Genomic DNA, 14,890 nt, shown 5'->3' with positions numbered 1-14,890 from the left:
GCTATTGGACGATATTGAGATGAAAACGCATCGCGTAAACGAGTTGATCGAGCTGTTGCACCCGGCCTGGCAGGAAGATCCCGATCTCAATTTGATGCAGTTTTTGCAAAAGCTGGCGAAGGAAGCGGGCTTCCAGGGCGAGTTGTCCGAACTGAGCGACGACATTCTCATTTATCACCTGAAAATGCGCGGCAGCGCCGGCACGGATCAGATCCCGGGTCTGAAGAAAGATTACGAAGAAGATTTTAAAACGGCGCTGCTGCGCGCTCGCGGCGTTATCAAGGGCTGATCCTCGTGCGGTGCGAGAAAGCATAGCGCGTGAAATGCGCCATTAATGCTACTATTTCTCATTCCCGGCACCGTGCTGTCAGCGATCAAACGAACGTTATGAATAACTCTGCTTTTAATTTCGAAACCCTGTCGCCCGATTTGATTATGGACGCGCTAGAAGGAGTTGGCCTGCGCGTCGATTCCGGCCTGACGGCGCTGAACAGCTACGAGAACCGCGTCTATCAGTTTATGGACGAAGATCGCCGGCGCTACGTGGTGAAGTTTTACCGCCCGGAGCGCTGGAGCGCCGCACAGATCGGTGAGGAACATCAGTTCGCTCTGGATCTGGCCGGCGCGGAGATCCCGGCGGTGGCGCCGTTGGCGGTGCAAGGCGCTACGCTGCATACGCACGGCGGCTTTTTCTTTGCCCTGTTCCCCAGCGTAGGGGGCCGGCAATACGAGATAGACAATCTGGATCAGTTGGAATGGGTGGGCCGTTTTCTGGGGCGTATCCACCAGGTCGGCGGTGAGCGTTTGTTCGCTGAGCGGCCAACGATGGGGATTGAAGAGTACCTCACCGCCCCGCGTCAGGTGCTCGCCGATTGCGAGCTGCTACCGGCAACGCAGCGTGACGCGTTCCTGCAGGCGACGGATAATCTGATTGCGGCGATCAAGTCGCACTGGCATCTGAACTGGCAACCGCGCCGTTTGCACGGTGATTGCCATCCGGGCAATATTCTGTGGCGCGATGGCCCGCTGTTCGTCGATCTTGATGACGCGCGCAACGGCCCGGCAGTGCAGGATCTGTGGATGTTGCTGCATGGCGAACGTCGCGATCAACTGATGCAGCTGGATGTCTTGCTGGAGGCGTATAGCGAATTTGCCGAGTTCGATCAGCGCGAGCTGGCGTTGATTGAACCACTGCGGGCGATGCGCATGGTGTATTACCTGGCCTGGGTCGCTCGCCGCTGGCAGGATCCGGCCTTCCCTAAGAGTTTTCCGTGGATGGCGGAGTCTGATTTCTGGTTGTCTCAGACTGCGGCCTTCACCGAACAGGTTAAGCTGTTGCAGGAGCCCCCTCTGCAGCTGACGCCAATGTATTGAAGCTTTAACACAATGGAGAGTTTAGTCTTATGAAAAAAATATGGTTGGCGCTCGTTGGCATGGTGATGGCATTCAGTGCCTCGGCGGCACAGTTTAGCGATGGCGCTCAGTATGTGACTCTGGACAAACCGGTGACCGGCGAGCCGCAGGTGTTGGAGTTCTTCTCCTTCTACTGCCCGCACTGCTACCAGTTCGAGCAGGTCTATCATGTGTCTGAGAACGTAAAGAAAGCGCTGCCTGCCGGCACCAAAATGACCAAGTACCACGTGGAGTTCCTGGGGCCGTTGGGCAAACAGCTGACTCAGGCGTGGGCGGTGGCGATGGCGCTGGGCGTGGAAGACAAGGTGAGCCCGCTGATGTTTGAAGCGGTGCAGAAAACCCAGACCGTGCAAACGCCGGACGATATCCGCAACGTCTTCGTGAAAGCGGGCGTGACCGCCGCAGATTATGACGCGGCCTGGAACAGCTTCGTGGTGAAATCTCTGGTGGTTCAACAGGAGAAAGCCGCAGAAGATCTGCAGCTGCGCGGCGTGCCGGCGGTATTCGTCAACGGCAAATACATGGTTAAAAACGATGGCCTGGACACCAGCTCGATGGACGCTTACGTGAAGCAGTTCGCCGATGTGGTTAAATTCCTCAGCCAGCAGAAATAAGCCTGATTCAACATGAAAAACGCCGGCATCGCCGGCGTTTTTTTATCCGTATTGCCGCTTCAATTTATCCAGCAACCGGTCTTTTTCCTGCCACAGCGTATTCAGCCACAGCTGGAAGCGCCGCTTGAACTGTTTGTCGTTGAAGTAGTCGCCGTGCAGGGTTTCATCGATCGGCAGCGTCTCTATTCTCACCACGATACGCGTCAGCCGCCCACACAGCATATCCATAAAAGGCCGCTGGTTATTTTCCGGATAGAGCAGAGTAACGTTCAACACTTTGTCGAACTGATTACCCAGCGCGCTGAGCGTAAACGCGATGCCGGCGGCTTTAGGCGCCAGCAAATTGCGATACGGCGAATTGCTTTTAATTTTCTTGGCTTCGGTGAAGCGTGAACCCTCGACGAAATTGACGATGGTGGTTGGACGCTGGCGGAATTTTTCGCAGGAACGGCGCGTCGTTTCGATATCCTTGCCGCGCTTTTCCGGATGCTTGAGCAAATAGGCGCGGGAATAACGCTTCATGAATGGCATATCCAGCGCCCAGCAGGCCAGACCGACAAAAGGCACCCAGGCGAGCTGTTGCTTGAGGAAATACTTATTCATTGGAATATGATTTCTGAACAGCACGCATAACACGACAATGTCCGACCAGCTTTCGTGGTTGCTGATCAGTAGATACCAGTTTTTGCGATCCAACCCTTCCAGCCCTTCAATATCCCAACGCAATTGCCCGTTAATGCGCAATAACAGCGCCAGCCCTTGGCACCAACACCACATCATGAAATCGGCGAAAGCCGAGATATATCGCCAAACGGCGGGAATGGGCACCAGGAGTTTCACGATGCCGGCCAGCGTGATGGGGATGGAGCACAACACCGTCACCAGAATGGTAAGTATGACGGAAATGATAAAGATAACAGGCGTTAACAATCTTGGCATGATTATGGGCTGACGGTTGGTGGGAACATCGTTGCATGCCAAAGCGCATGAACAAAAATGCATTTTAACAGAAATCGCCGGGGTAAAGCGCCGCTTAAAATCACTGTTTTTCGTCTCATCGGATAACCATTTGCTGAGTTTTCGTGCAACTTGTCCAGCTTGTGCTATGGTAATTGAGGCGCCGAATTTGATTAATAGTGCGATTAAAATCCGGCGAAAGTTATATCCACAAATTCAATAAATGCCAGTAATAAAGCGTCGCCGGAATTCGTTCTTTTAACGCGGTGATTTAAATAGGAATTTTATTCGCCGTTATAACGATAATCGCAGCGTTATAATTCGGTCTCTTTTCTATGCACAAAGTTATCCACAGGTAAGATCTTGCGGATCCTCGCACACAATCACATCATTTTCGTCCGCAATGCACGCTAAGGTTCGTCTCCGGCGGCCAGCTATGGCATGCTTACCCCTATGTCCGATCACGATAAAGAAACGCTATGGCCCAGATTGCAGAAAACCCACTAATCCTGGTTGACGGTTCCTCCTACCTCTACCGCGCTTATCACGCCTTCCCGCCGCTGACCAACTCGGCGGGCGAGCCGACCGGCGCGATGTACGGCGTGCTGAATATGCTGCGCAGCCTGCTGCTGCAGTATCAACCGAGCCACGTTGCCGTGGTGTTTGATGCCAAAGGGAAGACCTTCCGCGATGAGCTGTTCGCTGAATACAAGTCGCACCGGCCGCCGATGCCGGACGATCTGCGCGCGCAGATCGAGCCGCTGCACAACATGGTCAAGGCGATGGGTCTGCCGCTGCTGGTGACACCCGGCGTTGAGGCGGACGACGTTATCGGTACGCTGGCGCTGGAGGCCGAAAAGGCCGGCCATGCGGTGCTGATCAGCACCGGCGACAAAGACATGGCGCAGCTGGTGACGCCGAACGTCACCCTGATCAACACCATGAACAACACGATCCTCGGCCCGCAGGAAGTGTGCGACAAGTACGGCATTCCGCCGGAGTTGATCATCGACTTCCTGGCGCTGATGGGCGATTCATCGGACAACATTCCCGGCGTACCGGGCGTGGGCGAGAAAACCGCCCAGGCGTTGCTGCAGGGGATCGGCGGGCTGGATGCGCTGTACGGCAATCTGGAGAACATCGCCACGCTGAGCTTCCGCGGCGCCAAAACCATGGCGGCCAAGCTGGAGCAGAACAAAGAGGTCGCGTACCTCTCCTATAAGCTGGCGACGATCAAAACCGACGTCGAACTGGATCTGACCTGCGCGGACCTGACGGTATCTGAGCCGGATGTCGATACGCTGCAACAGCTGTTCAAACAGTACGAGTTCAAACGCTGGCTGGCGGACGTGGAAGCTGGCGTCTGGCTGGAAAACAAGAAAGGCGCGGGCGCGAAAGCTGCCGGCGCCGCCAAACCGGCAGCCGCCGTGGAAGCGCCGAAAGCCTTGGCGGAAGCCAAGCTGTCCCAGGACGGATATGTCACTATCCTGGATGAAGCGACCTTTACCGACTGGCTGACGCGGCTGAAAAAGGCCGACGTGTTTGCCTTCGATACCGAAACCGACGGTCTGGATACCCTGACCGCCAACCTGATCGGCCTGTCCTTCGCGATCGCGCCGGGCGAAGCGGCTTATTTGCCGGTGGCGCACGATTACCTGGATGCGCCGGCGCAGCTGGATCGCGCTTATGTGCTGGAGGCGCTCAAGCCGCTGCTGGAAGACGAGAAGGCGCTCAAGGTCGGGCAAAACCTGAAGTTCGATATGAGCCTGCTGGCGCGTTACGGCATCGAGATGCGCGGCATCGCCTACGACACCATGCTGGAGTCCTATGTGCTGGACAGCGTCGGCGGCCGTCATGATATGGACAGCCTTGCCGATCGTTATCTGGGCCACAAAACCATCACCTTCGAAGAGATTGCCGGCAAGGGCAAAAACCAGCTGACGTTCAACCAGATCGCGCTGGAGCAGGCGGCGCCTTACGCCGCCGAAGACGCCGATGTCACGCTGCAGCTGCACCTGGCGATGTGGCCGCAGCTGAAACAGAGCGCGGAACTGCTGACGGTATTCAATGAGATTGAAATGCCGCTGCTGCCGGTGCTGTCGCATATCGAACGCACCGGGGTGCTGATCGATCCTGCCATTTTGTCGGCCCACTCCCAGGAGTTGGCCAAGCGTCTGGCAGAGTTGGAGGCGCAGGCCCACGAGCTGGCGGAAGAGCCGCTCAACCTGGCGTCGACCAAGCAGCTGCAGGCGATCCTGTACGAAAAACAAAAGCTGCCGGTGCTGAAGAAAACCCCGGGCGGGGCGCCGTCCACCAACGAAGAGGTGCTGGCCGAGCTGGCGCTGGACTACCCGCTGCCGAAGGTGATCCTGGAATACCGCGGCCTGGCGAAGCTGAAGACCACCTATACCGACAAGCTGCCGTTGATGATCAATCCGGTCAGCGGCCGGGTGCATACCTCGTACCATCAGGCGGTGACTGCCACCGGCCGCCTCTCCTCGAGCGATCCGAACCTGCAGAATATCCCGGTGCGCAACGAAGAAGGGCGGCGCATTCGCCAGGCCTTTATTGCGCCGGAAGGCTACCGCATCGTTGCGGCCGACTACTCGCAGATCGAGCTGCGCATCATGGCGCATCTGTCACAGGATGAGGGGCTGCTGAAGGCCTTTGCCGAAGGGAAAGACATTCACCGCGCCACGGCGTCGGAAGTTTTCGGCGTGCCGTTAGATAAAGTGACCGGCGAGCAGCGCCGCAGCGCCAAGGCGATTAACTTCGGTTTGATTTACGGCATGAGCGCCTTCGGCCTGGCGCGTCAGTTGGGGATCCCGCGTGGGGAAGCCCAGCGCTATATGGATCTCTACTTTGAGCGTTACCCGGGCGTGCTGGATTACATGGAGCGCACCCGTCAGCAGGCTTCCGAGCAGGGCTATGTCAGCACGCTGGACGGCCGCCGTCTGTATCTGCCGGACGTCCGCTCCAGCAACGCCATGCGCCGCAAGGCGGCCGAGCGCGCCGCCATCAACGCCCCGATGCAGGGCACGGCAGCCGATATCATCAAGCGTGCGATGATCGAGGTCGACGCCTGGCTGCAAGGGCAGGAGAAGCCGTTGGTGCGCGCGATCATGCAGGTGCACGATGAATTGGTGTTCGAGGTGCATGAATCGGTGATCGAAGAAGCCAGCCAGCGCATCCGCCAACTGATGGAAGGCAGCATGGCCCTGGCGGTGCCGCTGAAGGTCGATGTGGGCGTCGGCATGAACTGGGATGAAGCGCACTGATCGCCGGGTTATCGCCGTATGCGCTAACTGGCGAGAAGCTAAGCACTTTTCGTAATTAAGCTACAAGATGCGGCGATAGTTTCCCCAACTTCGCCGTTCTTGCGCCGCAAATTGTGTAAGTAAACTACAAAAAATTCTTTTTCCCTGCGAAAAAATGATGTAGAGTTACAGGCGTAGGGTACAGAGGTAAGATGTTCTATCTTTCAGACCTTTTACTTCACGTAATCGGATTTGGCTGAATATTTAGCCGCCCCAGTCAGTATTGACTGGGGCGTTTTTTATTGTAAAAACAGCAGCAAACCATACGTTTTTCCTATCGCTCTGCCCCGCTTTTCATTTCAGCTTTCGCTCCCTTAATCCGCGTAATTCGGCGAGACAAGCCCGTTTTGGCAATAAGTCTTTATGATGGCTTTATTTCAAAAGTGTAATTAGATAACAAAAAATCCCGCCTGCGGCCGATCTGCGGGCATAAAAAAGCCGATGCGGCGAGGCATCGGCTCAAACGTGCGATCAGGGCTTATTCGCCGATGTCCTCTTCCGGCAGCACTTCCGGCGGGATCTCGTTAAACCAGGTGTCCAGCTTCTGGCGCAGCTTGTCGACGCCGATCTTTTTCAGCGATGAGAAGGCTTCGACCTGGATATCCCCCATAAACGGCAGCACCGCTTCACGCACCATGTTGAGCTGTGCCTTGCGTGCGCCGGAGGCCAGCTTGTCGGCCTTGGTCAGCAACACCAGCACCGGCGTGCCGACGTCGACCGCCCACTGGATCATCTGCTGGTCGAGATCTTTCAGCGGATGGCGGATATCCATCAGCACCACCAGCCCTTTCAGGCTGTTGCGCATCTGCAGGTATTCGCCCAGCGCGCGTTGCCATTTGCGCTTCATTTCTTCCGGCACTTCGGCGTAGCCATAACCCGGCAGGTCGACCAGACGAATGCCGTCTTCCACTTCGAACAGGTTGATCAGCTGGGTGCGCCCCGGCGTCTTACTGGTGCGCGCCAGGCTTTTTTGGTTGGTCAGCGTATTCAGCGCGCTGGATTTACCGGCGTTGGAACGGCCGGCAAAGGCGACTTCAATTCCTGCATCCCCCGGAAGATGGCGAATATCGGGTGCGCTGGTGACGAAATGGGTCACATGATAGTTGTAGTTCTTGCTGGTCAAAATTTTTCGTCTCCGTGAGGATGGCTAACTGGTTGGCGATTATAACTGCATCAGCGGTAAAAATGGCGTGTTTCTCCGTTTTTAAGCGGCGGGGCGCGATAAAACAACAGTTAAGCCGACCGTACGTTGTGAGACATTTGCCATTCGAATCGCGGGTAATGTCGCTTTATTCGAAAGTCATATTTATGTTTTTATTTTAAAAACAACATGTTATTTTTTCGTTGTGTGAAAATGTCAGTCAAATCGGCGTCAGGTGCCTTGAGCCTTCGCAACAATAACGTAAAGTACTCGTTAACGCAGGGTTGCGCAGGATTAGGGAACATCCGGGAAGGATGACAAATCTCAGGGAATGCACAGGGCGTGCAATGAGTGCCAGGATGAACGCAAAAGGAAGTGACCCTTTCGCACCGGAATAGGCGGCAGGCACATCGGATGGTGAAGTATCGGCAGTTTGGATGCCCGCAGGAAGCGCGCTCGAGAAGAGCGGATGCGAATGGATTGCGCCATGGACGATTTTCCTTTCAGGATGAAGGACGTAGTGGCAGGGAATGCGGTTATAGCAGAAGGAAAAACCGGGATGTTGCATGTACGCAAGGAGCGCGTAACAGGAATACCCTTCGCAAGAAGGTGCGAAATAGGCGGCAGGTTTAACCTGCCGCCTTTTTTCTTTGTCCGCTTTCTGCTAGATTCCGCCGCAATTCTATACTGAATCTACATACCTAAGAGCACACGCTATGAACCAGCCATCAAAAGCACCTCGCGGCAGCGCGGCGAAGTCAAAAACGAAAAGAAAAGCCGTATGGAGCTCGATCAGGAAGCGCGCGAGCGCAAACGCCTGAAAAAACGCCGCGGCCACGCTTCCGGTTCACGCACTCAGGTCGAGTCCGGCAGCCAGAAAAACAAATCGGCGGCGGAAGCCAAAGATCCGCGTATCGGCAGTAAAGTGCCGGTTGCGCTGGTGGTCGATGAAACCAAAGTGAAGGCTAAACCGCAACCGAAGCCAAAGGCCGAAGCGAAACCGCGCCTGTCGCCGGAAGAAGAGCTGGCGAAGCTGGAAAATGACGAACGCCTGAACGCGCTGCTGGATCGCATCGACGATGGCGAAACGCTGAACGCGCAAGAGCAGGCGTATGTCGACAAGACGTTGGATCGCATCGATGTGCTGATGGACGTGCTGGGCATCGAGCTGGGCGATGAAGACGATGAGGAAGAAGAAGAGAAGCAGGAAGATATTCTGAAGCTGCTGAAAGGCGGCAACCCGAAGGACGCTTTTTTAACGCGCCATGTGGCTGATCCCGACAATAGCCCTACTCTTGATGTGTTATCTGCTGTGGTTATTCGGTAAACTATGGCGGCTGTCTAAGCGCAAAGCGCGTTTTCGCAGCGCTTCCGTGGCCAGACAGCGCAGACAACCGCCCCTCTCCCGGCCCGGTAGAAAAAGATATCGGAAGGAGTGAGCATGTCAGAGCAGACGATTGTCTGGGATTTGGCCCTGATCCAAAAATATAACTACTCAGGGCCGCGTTATACCTCATACCCCACGGCGCTGGAATTTAACCAGCGCTACGACGAAGCGGCGTTTCAACGCGCCGCGGCGCGCTACCCTGAGCGCCCGCTGTCGCTGTACGTGCATATCCCTTTCTGCCATAAGCTGTGCTACTTCTGCGGCTGCAACAAACTGGTGACGCGTCAGACGCACAAGGCCGATGAATACCTGAATGTCCTGGCGCAAGAGATCGCCAGCCGTGCGCCGCTGTTCGCCGGCCGCAAGGTCGGTCAGATGCACTGGGGCGGCGGTACGCCAACCTACCTGGACAAAGCGCAAATCAGCCGGCTGGTGGCGCTGCTGCGCGAACATTTTGATTTTCTGCCCGATGCGGAGATGTCGATCGAAGTCGATCCGCGCGAGATAGCGCTGGATGTGCTCGATCATTTACGCGCCGAAGGCTTTAACCGCCTGAGCATGGGGGTGCAGGATTTCAACAAGCAGGTGCAGCAGTTGGTCAATCGCGAGCAGGATGAAGCCTTCATTTTCGCCCTGATCGAGCGGGCCAAAGCGCTGGGCTTCCGCTCGACCAATATCGATCTGATCTACGGCCTGCCGAAACAGACGCCGGAAAGTTTCGCCTTCACCCTGCAGCGGGTAGCTGAACTGAATCCCGATCGCCTCAGCGTGTTCAACTACGCGCATATGCCGAATTTATTCGCCGCCCAGCGCAAAATCAAAGACGCCGATCTGCCCAGCGCGCAGCAGAAGCTGGATATCCTGCAGCAGAGCATCGCGTTCCTGACTGACGCCGGCTATCAGTTCATCGGCATGGATCACTTTGCACGCCCGGACGATGAGCTGGCGATTGCGCAACGCGAAGGCAAGCTGCACCGCAATTTCCAGGGGTATACCACCCAGGGCGACAGCGATCTGCTGGGGTTGGGCGTGTCGGCCATCAGCATGCTCGGCGACAGCTATGCGCAGAATCAGAAAGAGCTGAAGCATTACTATGAGAGCATACCGGCGCAGGGCAACGCCCTGTGGCGCGGGCTGGCGCTGACGGACGACGATTGTCTGCGGCGCGATCTGATCAAAACCCTGATCTGCAACTTCCGGTTGGCGTATCAGCCGCTCGAACGGCAATACGGCATCGATTTCACCGCTTACTTCGCCGAAGACCTGCAGCTGCTGGCGCCGTTTGAACGCGATGGGCTGGTGGAGCGCGACGAGCAGGGCATTCGCGTCACGCCGCGCGGGCGCTTGCTGATCCGCAATATTTGCATGTGCTTCGACCGCTATCTGCGGCAACAGGCGCGCAGCCAGCAGTTCTCTCGGGTGATCTGAGGATGAAAAAACAGCCGCTGATGCGGCTGTTTTTTTAACTGAAGAAGTTAATCAGCGCGGCGCACAACACCGCGGCGACCGCCGCCTGCGGGGAGTGGCTGGCGGCGGAGCCCAGCTCCGCGCCCTGAGAAATGAATACGATGAATGAGTCCAGCATCGTCAACCTCCAGAGTGTGCGACACGATCATACTGCGCCCGCGCCGGCTGTAAAGTCTGTGGTTGGCGTTTTTTTGTGCGCCGGACTGCGTTTTTCATCATCCACCCCGTTCCTATTCCATGCCCAGCTCTTTAAGCTTGCGGGTGAGGGTATTGCGCCCCCAGCCCAGCAGGCGCGCGGCTTCCTGTTTGTGCCCTTGGGTGTGGCGCAGGGCGGTGGTGAGCAGCGTGCGCTCCATTTCCGGCTGCGCTTCCGACAGCAGATTTTGATGACCGGAACGCAGCGCGCGATCGGCCCACTGCGCCAGCAGCGTGGCCCAGCTGTCCGGCAGACTGTGGCTGGGGCTTTCCGGCGCGGCGGTTTCGAACAGTTCGCCCGGCAGATCCTGAATCAGCACCTCTTGCCCGGCGGCCATCACCGTCAGCCAGCGGCAGGTGTTCTCCAGCTGGCGCACGTTGCCCGGCCAGGGCAGGCGGGTCAGCGCGGTTTCGGTTTCCGGATGCAGGTTCTTGGCCTCGACGCCCAGCTCCTTGGCGGCGATCTGCAGGAAGTGGCGCGCCAGCCGCGGGATGTCTTCACGGCGTTCGCGCAGCGGCGGCAGGTGTACGCGGATCACGTTCAGGCGGTGGAACAGATCCTCGCGGAACTTGCCTTCCTGTACCCGCAGCTCCAGGTTCTGGTGCGTGGCGGCGATGATGCGTACGTCGACCTTCACCGGCGCATAGCCGCCGACCCGGTAGAACTGGCCGTCCGCCAGCACCCGCAGCAGGCGCGTTTGCACGTCGAGCGGCATATCGCCGATCTCGTCGAGGAACAGCGTGCCGCCGTCGGCCTGTTCAAAGCGCCCCTGACGGATTTGGTTAGCGCCGGTGAAGGCGCCTTTCTCGTGGCCGAACAGCTCGGACTCGATCAGATCCTTGGGAATAGCGGCCATATTCAGGGCGATGAACGGTGATTTGGCGCGCGGGCTGTGGCGGTGCAGCGCATGTGCCACCAGCTCTTTACCGGTGCCGGATTCGCCGTTGATCAGCACGCTGATCGACGAACGCGAGAGCCGGCCGATGATGCGAAACACGTCCTGCATCGCCGGCGCTTCGCCGATGATGTCCGCCGCCGGATCGCTGGCCGGCTGGCTGCGCACCGGCTGCTGCTGCTCCTGATAATGGCTGATGGCGCGCTCGACCAGCGCCACCGCTTCGTCGATGTCGAACGGTTTCGGCAGGTAGTCGAAGGCCCCTTGCTGATAGGCGCTGACGGCCGCGTCCAAATCCGAATGCGCGGTCATGATGATCACCGGCAGCATCGGGTGGCGCTGTTTGATCTGCTTGAGCAGCGCCAGACCATCGATGCCCGGCATGCGGATATCGGACAGCAGCACGTCGGGGGTTTGCGTGGCCAAGGCTTCCAGCACGTCATTGCCGCCTTCGAAGGTGGCGCAGCTCAGGCCCGCGCCGGTGAGCGCGCGCTCAAGCACCCAGCGGATGGAGCTATCGTCATCGACGATCCAGACTATCCCTCGTTGCATTGCAAACCTCACTGGCGAATGGGCAGGTAGACCGAGAATTCGGTATGACCTGGCCAACTGTTGAACTCAATTTTTCCGCAATGCTGATCGATCAGATTGCGGGCGATGGATAATCCCAGGCCGGTACCGCCTTCACGGCCGCTGACCATCGGGTAGAACAGCGTGTCCTGCAGCTGAGCCGGCACGCCGGGGCCGTCGTCTTCGACGTCGATGCGCGCCGCCAGGCGGTAGCGGGTGCCGTGCAACGTAATCTGAAACGCGGTGCGGGTGCGCAGCGTGATGGTGCCGCCCGCCTCGCCCAAGGCCTGCAGCGCATTGCGGGTGATGTTCAGCAGCACCTGTTCTATCTGATCCGGGTCGTGGGCCATTTCCGGCAGGCTGGGATCGTAGTCGCGCACCAGCGTGACGTTATCCGGCATTTCCAGCGACACCAGCTGGCAGACGCGCTCCGCGACCTGATGGATGCTCTGGGTGATGTGCTGGCCGGGCCGCTGCGGCCCGAGCAGACGATCCACCAGATTGCGCAGCCGATCGGCCTGCTCAATGATCACCTTGGTGTATTCGGTCAGCGCCGGATCGGGCAGCGCCTTGGCCAGCAGCTGCGCCGCGCCGCGCAGGCCGCCCAGCGGGTTTTTAATTTCGTGCGCCAAACCGCGCACCAGATCGCGGGCCGCCACCTGTTGGGCATGCTGCAGCTGTTCCTGGCTCAGGCGGCGCTGATTGTCCATCGGCGCCAGTTCGACCAGGATATAGCCTTCCGGCAGCGCTTGAGCGGTCAGGGAAAGGATATGCGCGCGGCCGTCGACCACCAGAGTCACTTCGTTGTCGGTGAAGCCCTGCCCGGCGCGCAGGCTTTCGCGCATCAAAGAGACGTTCAGCGAAAAATAACCGAGCAAATCGGGCAGCGGCGTGCCGAACAGCTTGCGGGAGCTTTGCGCCAGCAGCTGCTGTGCCGCCGGGTTGGCGTAGTGAACCGCCAGTGAGTCATCCAACAGCAGGATGCTGTTGATGAGTGAATTGAGGATCTGCCCAGCATCGGGCAGCTTGCCAGTTGCCATACAGCAGACTCCTGCACCTTTTTAGTGCATCTATCCTACTCCATCCGGGATAGGCGCGGTATGGAATAGTTTTGCAGAAAATACGGTGGAGAAAAAACCCATCCGAAGATGGGCTGAAAGTTTCCACGGCAACAAAAAAGCGATAACAAAAATTGTGGGCGCCGTCCGCCTTTGCAGACGGCGCGGGTAGGGCTTAGACGCTGTAGTACAGTTCGAACTCGACCGGGTGTGGCGTCATGCGAACGCGGTCCATCTCTTCTTTGCGCAGTTCGATGTAGGCATCGATCGCATCGTCGGTGAACACGCCGCCGCGGGTCAGGAACTCGCGGTCTTCGTTCAGTGCGGCCATCGCCTCGTCCAGCGAGCCGGCCACTTTTGGGATCTCGGCTTCTTCTTCCGGCGGCAGGTCGTACAGGTTCTTGTCCATGGCATCGCCAGGGTGGATCTTGTTGATGATGCCGTCCAGGCCGGCCATCAGCAGCGCGGCGAAGCACAGGTATGGGTTAGCCGCCGGATCCGGGAAGCGGGCTTCGATGCGGCGCGCTTTCGGGCTGGCGACCACCGGGATACGGATGGACGCGGAGCGGTTACGGGCGGAGTAAGCCAGCATCACCGGCGCTTCGTAGCCTGGCACCAGACGTTTGTACGAGTTGGTGGTCGGGTTGGCCAGCGCGTTGATCGCCTTGGCGTGCTTGATGATGCCGCCGATGTAGAACAGTGCGGTTTCAGACAGGCCGCCGTATTTGTCGCCGGCGAACAGGTTGGTGCCGTTCTTGGACAGCGACATGTGGCAGTGCATGCCGGAACCGTTGTCGCCGAACATGGGCTTCGGCATGAAGGTCGCGGTTTTACCGAAGGCGTGCGCCACGTTGTGCACCACGTACTTGTAGATCTGAATTTCGTCGGCTTTCTTGGTCATGGTGTTGAAGCGGGTTGCCACTTCGTTCTGACCAGCGGTCGCCACTTCGTGGTGGTGCGCTTCAACCACCAGGCCCATCTCTTCCATGGTCAGACACATGGTGGAACGCAGATCCTGCGAAGAGTCGACCGGTGGAACCGGGAAGTAACCGCCTTTCACCGCCGGACGGTGGCCTTTGTTGCCGCCGTCGTATTTTGTGCCGGAGTTCCAGGCGCCTTCGATATCGTCGATCGCCACGTGGGAACCGCGGATGCTGCTGCCGAAGCGGATGTCGTCGAACAGGAAGAACTCAGGCTCTGGCCCGAACAGCACGGTGTCCGCGATGCCGGAGGAGCGCAGGAAGTCTTCGGCGCGTTTGGAGATGGAGCGCGGGTCGCGATCGTAGCCTTGCATGGTGCCCGGCTCGAGAATGTCACAGCGAATGATCAGCGTAGGTTCTTCGAAGAACGGATCCAGAACCGCCGTGCTGGCGTCCGGCATCAGCACCATGTCAGATTCGTTGATGCCCTTCCAACCACCGATAGAGGAGCCGTCAAACATTTTACCTTCTTCGAAGAAGTCGGCGTTTACCTGGTGAGCCGGGATAGTCACGTGCTGTTCCTTACCCTTGGTGTCAGTGAAACGCAGGTCTACGAATTTCACTTCATGCTCATTCAGCATCGTCAAAACGTGTTCAGCGGACATACTTAACTCTCCCGGTTTATCATTGTCGTCGTCGTGGAACGAATCTGTGGAACTGGCTTTTTTTCGCCTTGAAAAGACTAAAGCGAAAAGCGTGCCAACTTTTAAAAAAGGCTTTCATCGCCTTTCTGCGCGGGTTTTACCCAACAACAGTATGCACCATCAGTGATAAATTGCACCGAAATGGTGCAGTTGGGGTGGGCTTGGGCACTGAAATGGTGCAAAAGTGCAACGATTGCGGCTTTTTGCACCGTGAAAGGGATCACAAACTGACCGGTACGCGGTTGTTTATA

General features: G+C 57.7%; 11 protein-coding genes and 1 pseudogene. 6 read left to right on the top strand and 6 right to left on the bottom strand.

Features of this window, described 5'->3' with window-relative positions; genetic code table 11:
- Positions 1 to 19: 19 nt before the first annotated feature.
- The 3 genes from L085_RS04350 to dsbA all read left to right on the top strand — a co-directional run bounded on the left by L085_RS04350 (position 20) and on the right by dsbA (position 2,027).
- A complete protein-coding gene (locus L085_RS04350) occupies positions 20 to 289 on the top strand; it encodes a YihD family protein (RefSeq protein ID WP_044030141.1) in 270 nt (89 codons plus the stop codon).
- Between the two features lie 98 nt (positions 290 to 387).
- Positions 388 to 1,374 (top strand): serine/threonine protein kinase, encoded by a 987-nt coding sequence (locus L085_RS04345; protein WP_021504489.1) that lies wholly within the window; start codon positions 388 to 390, stop codon positions 1,372 to 1,374.
- 29 nt (positions 1,375 to 1,403) lie between these two features.
- A complete protein-coding gene (gene dsbA / locus L085_RS04340) occupies positions 1,404 to 2,027 on the top strand; it encodes a thiol:disulfide interchange protein DsbA (RefSeq protein ID WP_004931264.1) in 624 nt (207 codons plus the stop codon).
- A gap of 42 nt (positions 2,028 to 2,069) precedes the next feature.
- On the opposite strand, the gene L085_RS04335 is transcribed toward dsbA, so the two are convergent.
- A complete protein-coding gene (locus tag L085_RS04335; protein WP_015379457.1) occupies positions 2,070 to 2,966 on the bottom strand; it encodes an acyltransferase in 897 nt (298 codons plus the stop codon).
- Between the two features lie 497 nt (positions 2,967 to 3,463).
- Here L085_RS04335 and polA point away from each other — a divergent pair, with 497 nt between their 5' ends.
- Positions 3,464 to 6,262: a DNA polymerase I gene (polA, locus tag L085_RS04330; protein WP_044030140.1), complete on the top strand. Its 2,799-nt coding sequence runs from the start codon at positions 3,464 to 3,466 to the stop codon at positions 6,260 to 6,262.
- 517 nt (positions 6,263 to 6,779) lie between these two features.
- On the opposite strand, the gene yihA is transcribed toward polA, so the two are convergent.
- Positions 6,780 to 7,424: a ribosome biogenesis GTP-binding protein YihA/YsxC gene (yihA, locus tag L085_RS04325; RefSeq protein ID WP_004931258.1), complete on the bottom strand. Its 645-nt coding sequence runs from the start codon at positions 7,422 to 7,424 to the stop codon at positions 6,780 to 6,782.
- Positions 7,425 to 8,158: 734 nt separating this feature from the next.
- Between yihA and yihI the strand changes: the two are divergent.
- Together yihI and hemN are read left to right on the top strand one after the other, a co-directional pair.
- A pseudogene (gene yihI, locus L085_RS04315) lies at positions 8,159 to 8,697 on the top strand (Der GTPase-activating protein YihI); the annotation flags it as partial.
- 186 nt (positions 8,698 to 8,883) lie between these two features.
- Complete coding sequence (gene hemN / locus L085_RS04310) at positions 8,884 to 10,257, top strand: oxygen-independent coproporphyrinogen III oxidase (protein ID WP_044030138.1); 1,374 nt, start codon at positions 8,884 to 8,886, stop codon at positions 10,255 to 10,257.
- A gap of 34 nt (positions 10,258 to 10,291) precedes the next feature.
- Here the strand turns inward: hemN and L085_RS25160 are convergent, their stop codons facing one another.
- The 4 genes from L085_RS25160 to glnA all read right to left on the bottom strand — a co-directional run bounded on the left by L085_RS25160 (position 10,292) and on the right by glnA (position 14,600).
- Positions 10,292 to 10,414 (bottom strand): YshB family small membrane protein, encoded by a 123-nt coding sequence (locus tag L085_RS25160; protein WP_144240646.1) that lies wholly within the window; start codon positions 10,412 to 10,414, stop codon positions 10,292 to 10,294.
- Between the two features lie 112 nt (positions 10,415 to 10,526).
- Complete coding sequence (gene glnG / locus L085_RS04305) at positions 10,527 to 11,939, bottom strand: nitrogen regulation protein NR(I) (protein ID WP_015379452.1); 1,413 nt, start codon at positions 11,937 to 11,939, stop codon at positions 10,527 to 10,529.
- Between the two features lie 8 nt (positions 11,940 to 11,947).
- Positions 11,948 to 12,997 (bottom strand): nitrogen regulation protein NR(II), encoded by a 1,050-nt coding sequence (glnL, locus tag L085_RS04300; RefSeq protein ID WP_004931246.1) that lies wholly within the window; start codon positions 12,995 to 12,997, stop codon positions 11,948 to 11,950.
- 193 nt (positions 12,998 to 13,190) lie between these two features.
- On the bottom strand, positions 13,191 to 14,600 hold the full coding sequence (glnA, locus tag L085_RS04295) for a glutamate--ammonia ligase (protein ID WP_025304715.1): 1,410 nt from the start codon (positions 14,598 to 14,600) through the stop codon (positions 13,191 to 13,193).
- Positions 14,601 to 14,890 lie beyond the last annotated feature (290 nt).

This window comes from Serratia sp. FS14, from assembly GCF_000695995.1.
GTDB lineage: Bacteria > Pseudomonadota > Gammaproteobacteria > Enterobacterales > Enterobacteriaceae > Serratia > Serratia nematodiphila.
Note: the sequence above shows the minus strand (reverse complement) of the source record. Positions and strands in the feature narration are given on the sequence as shown.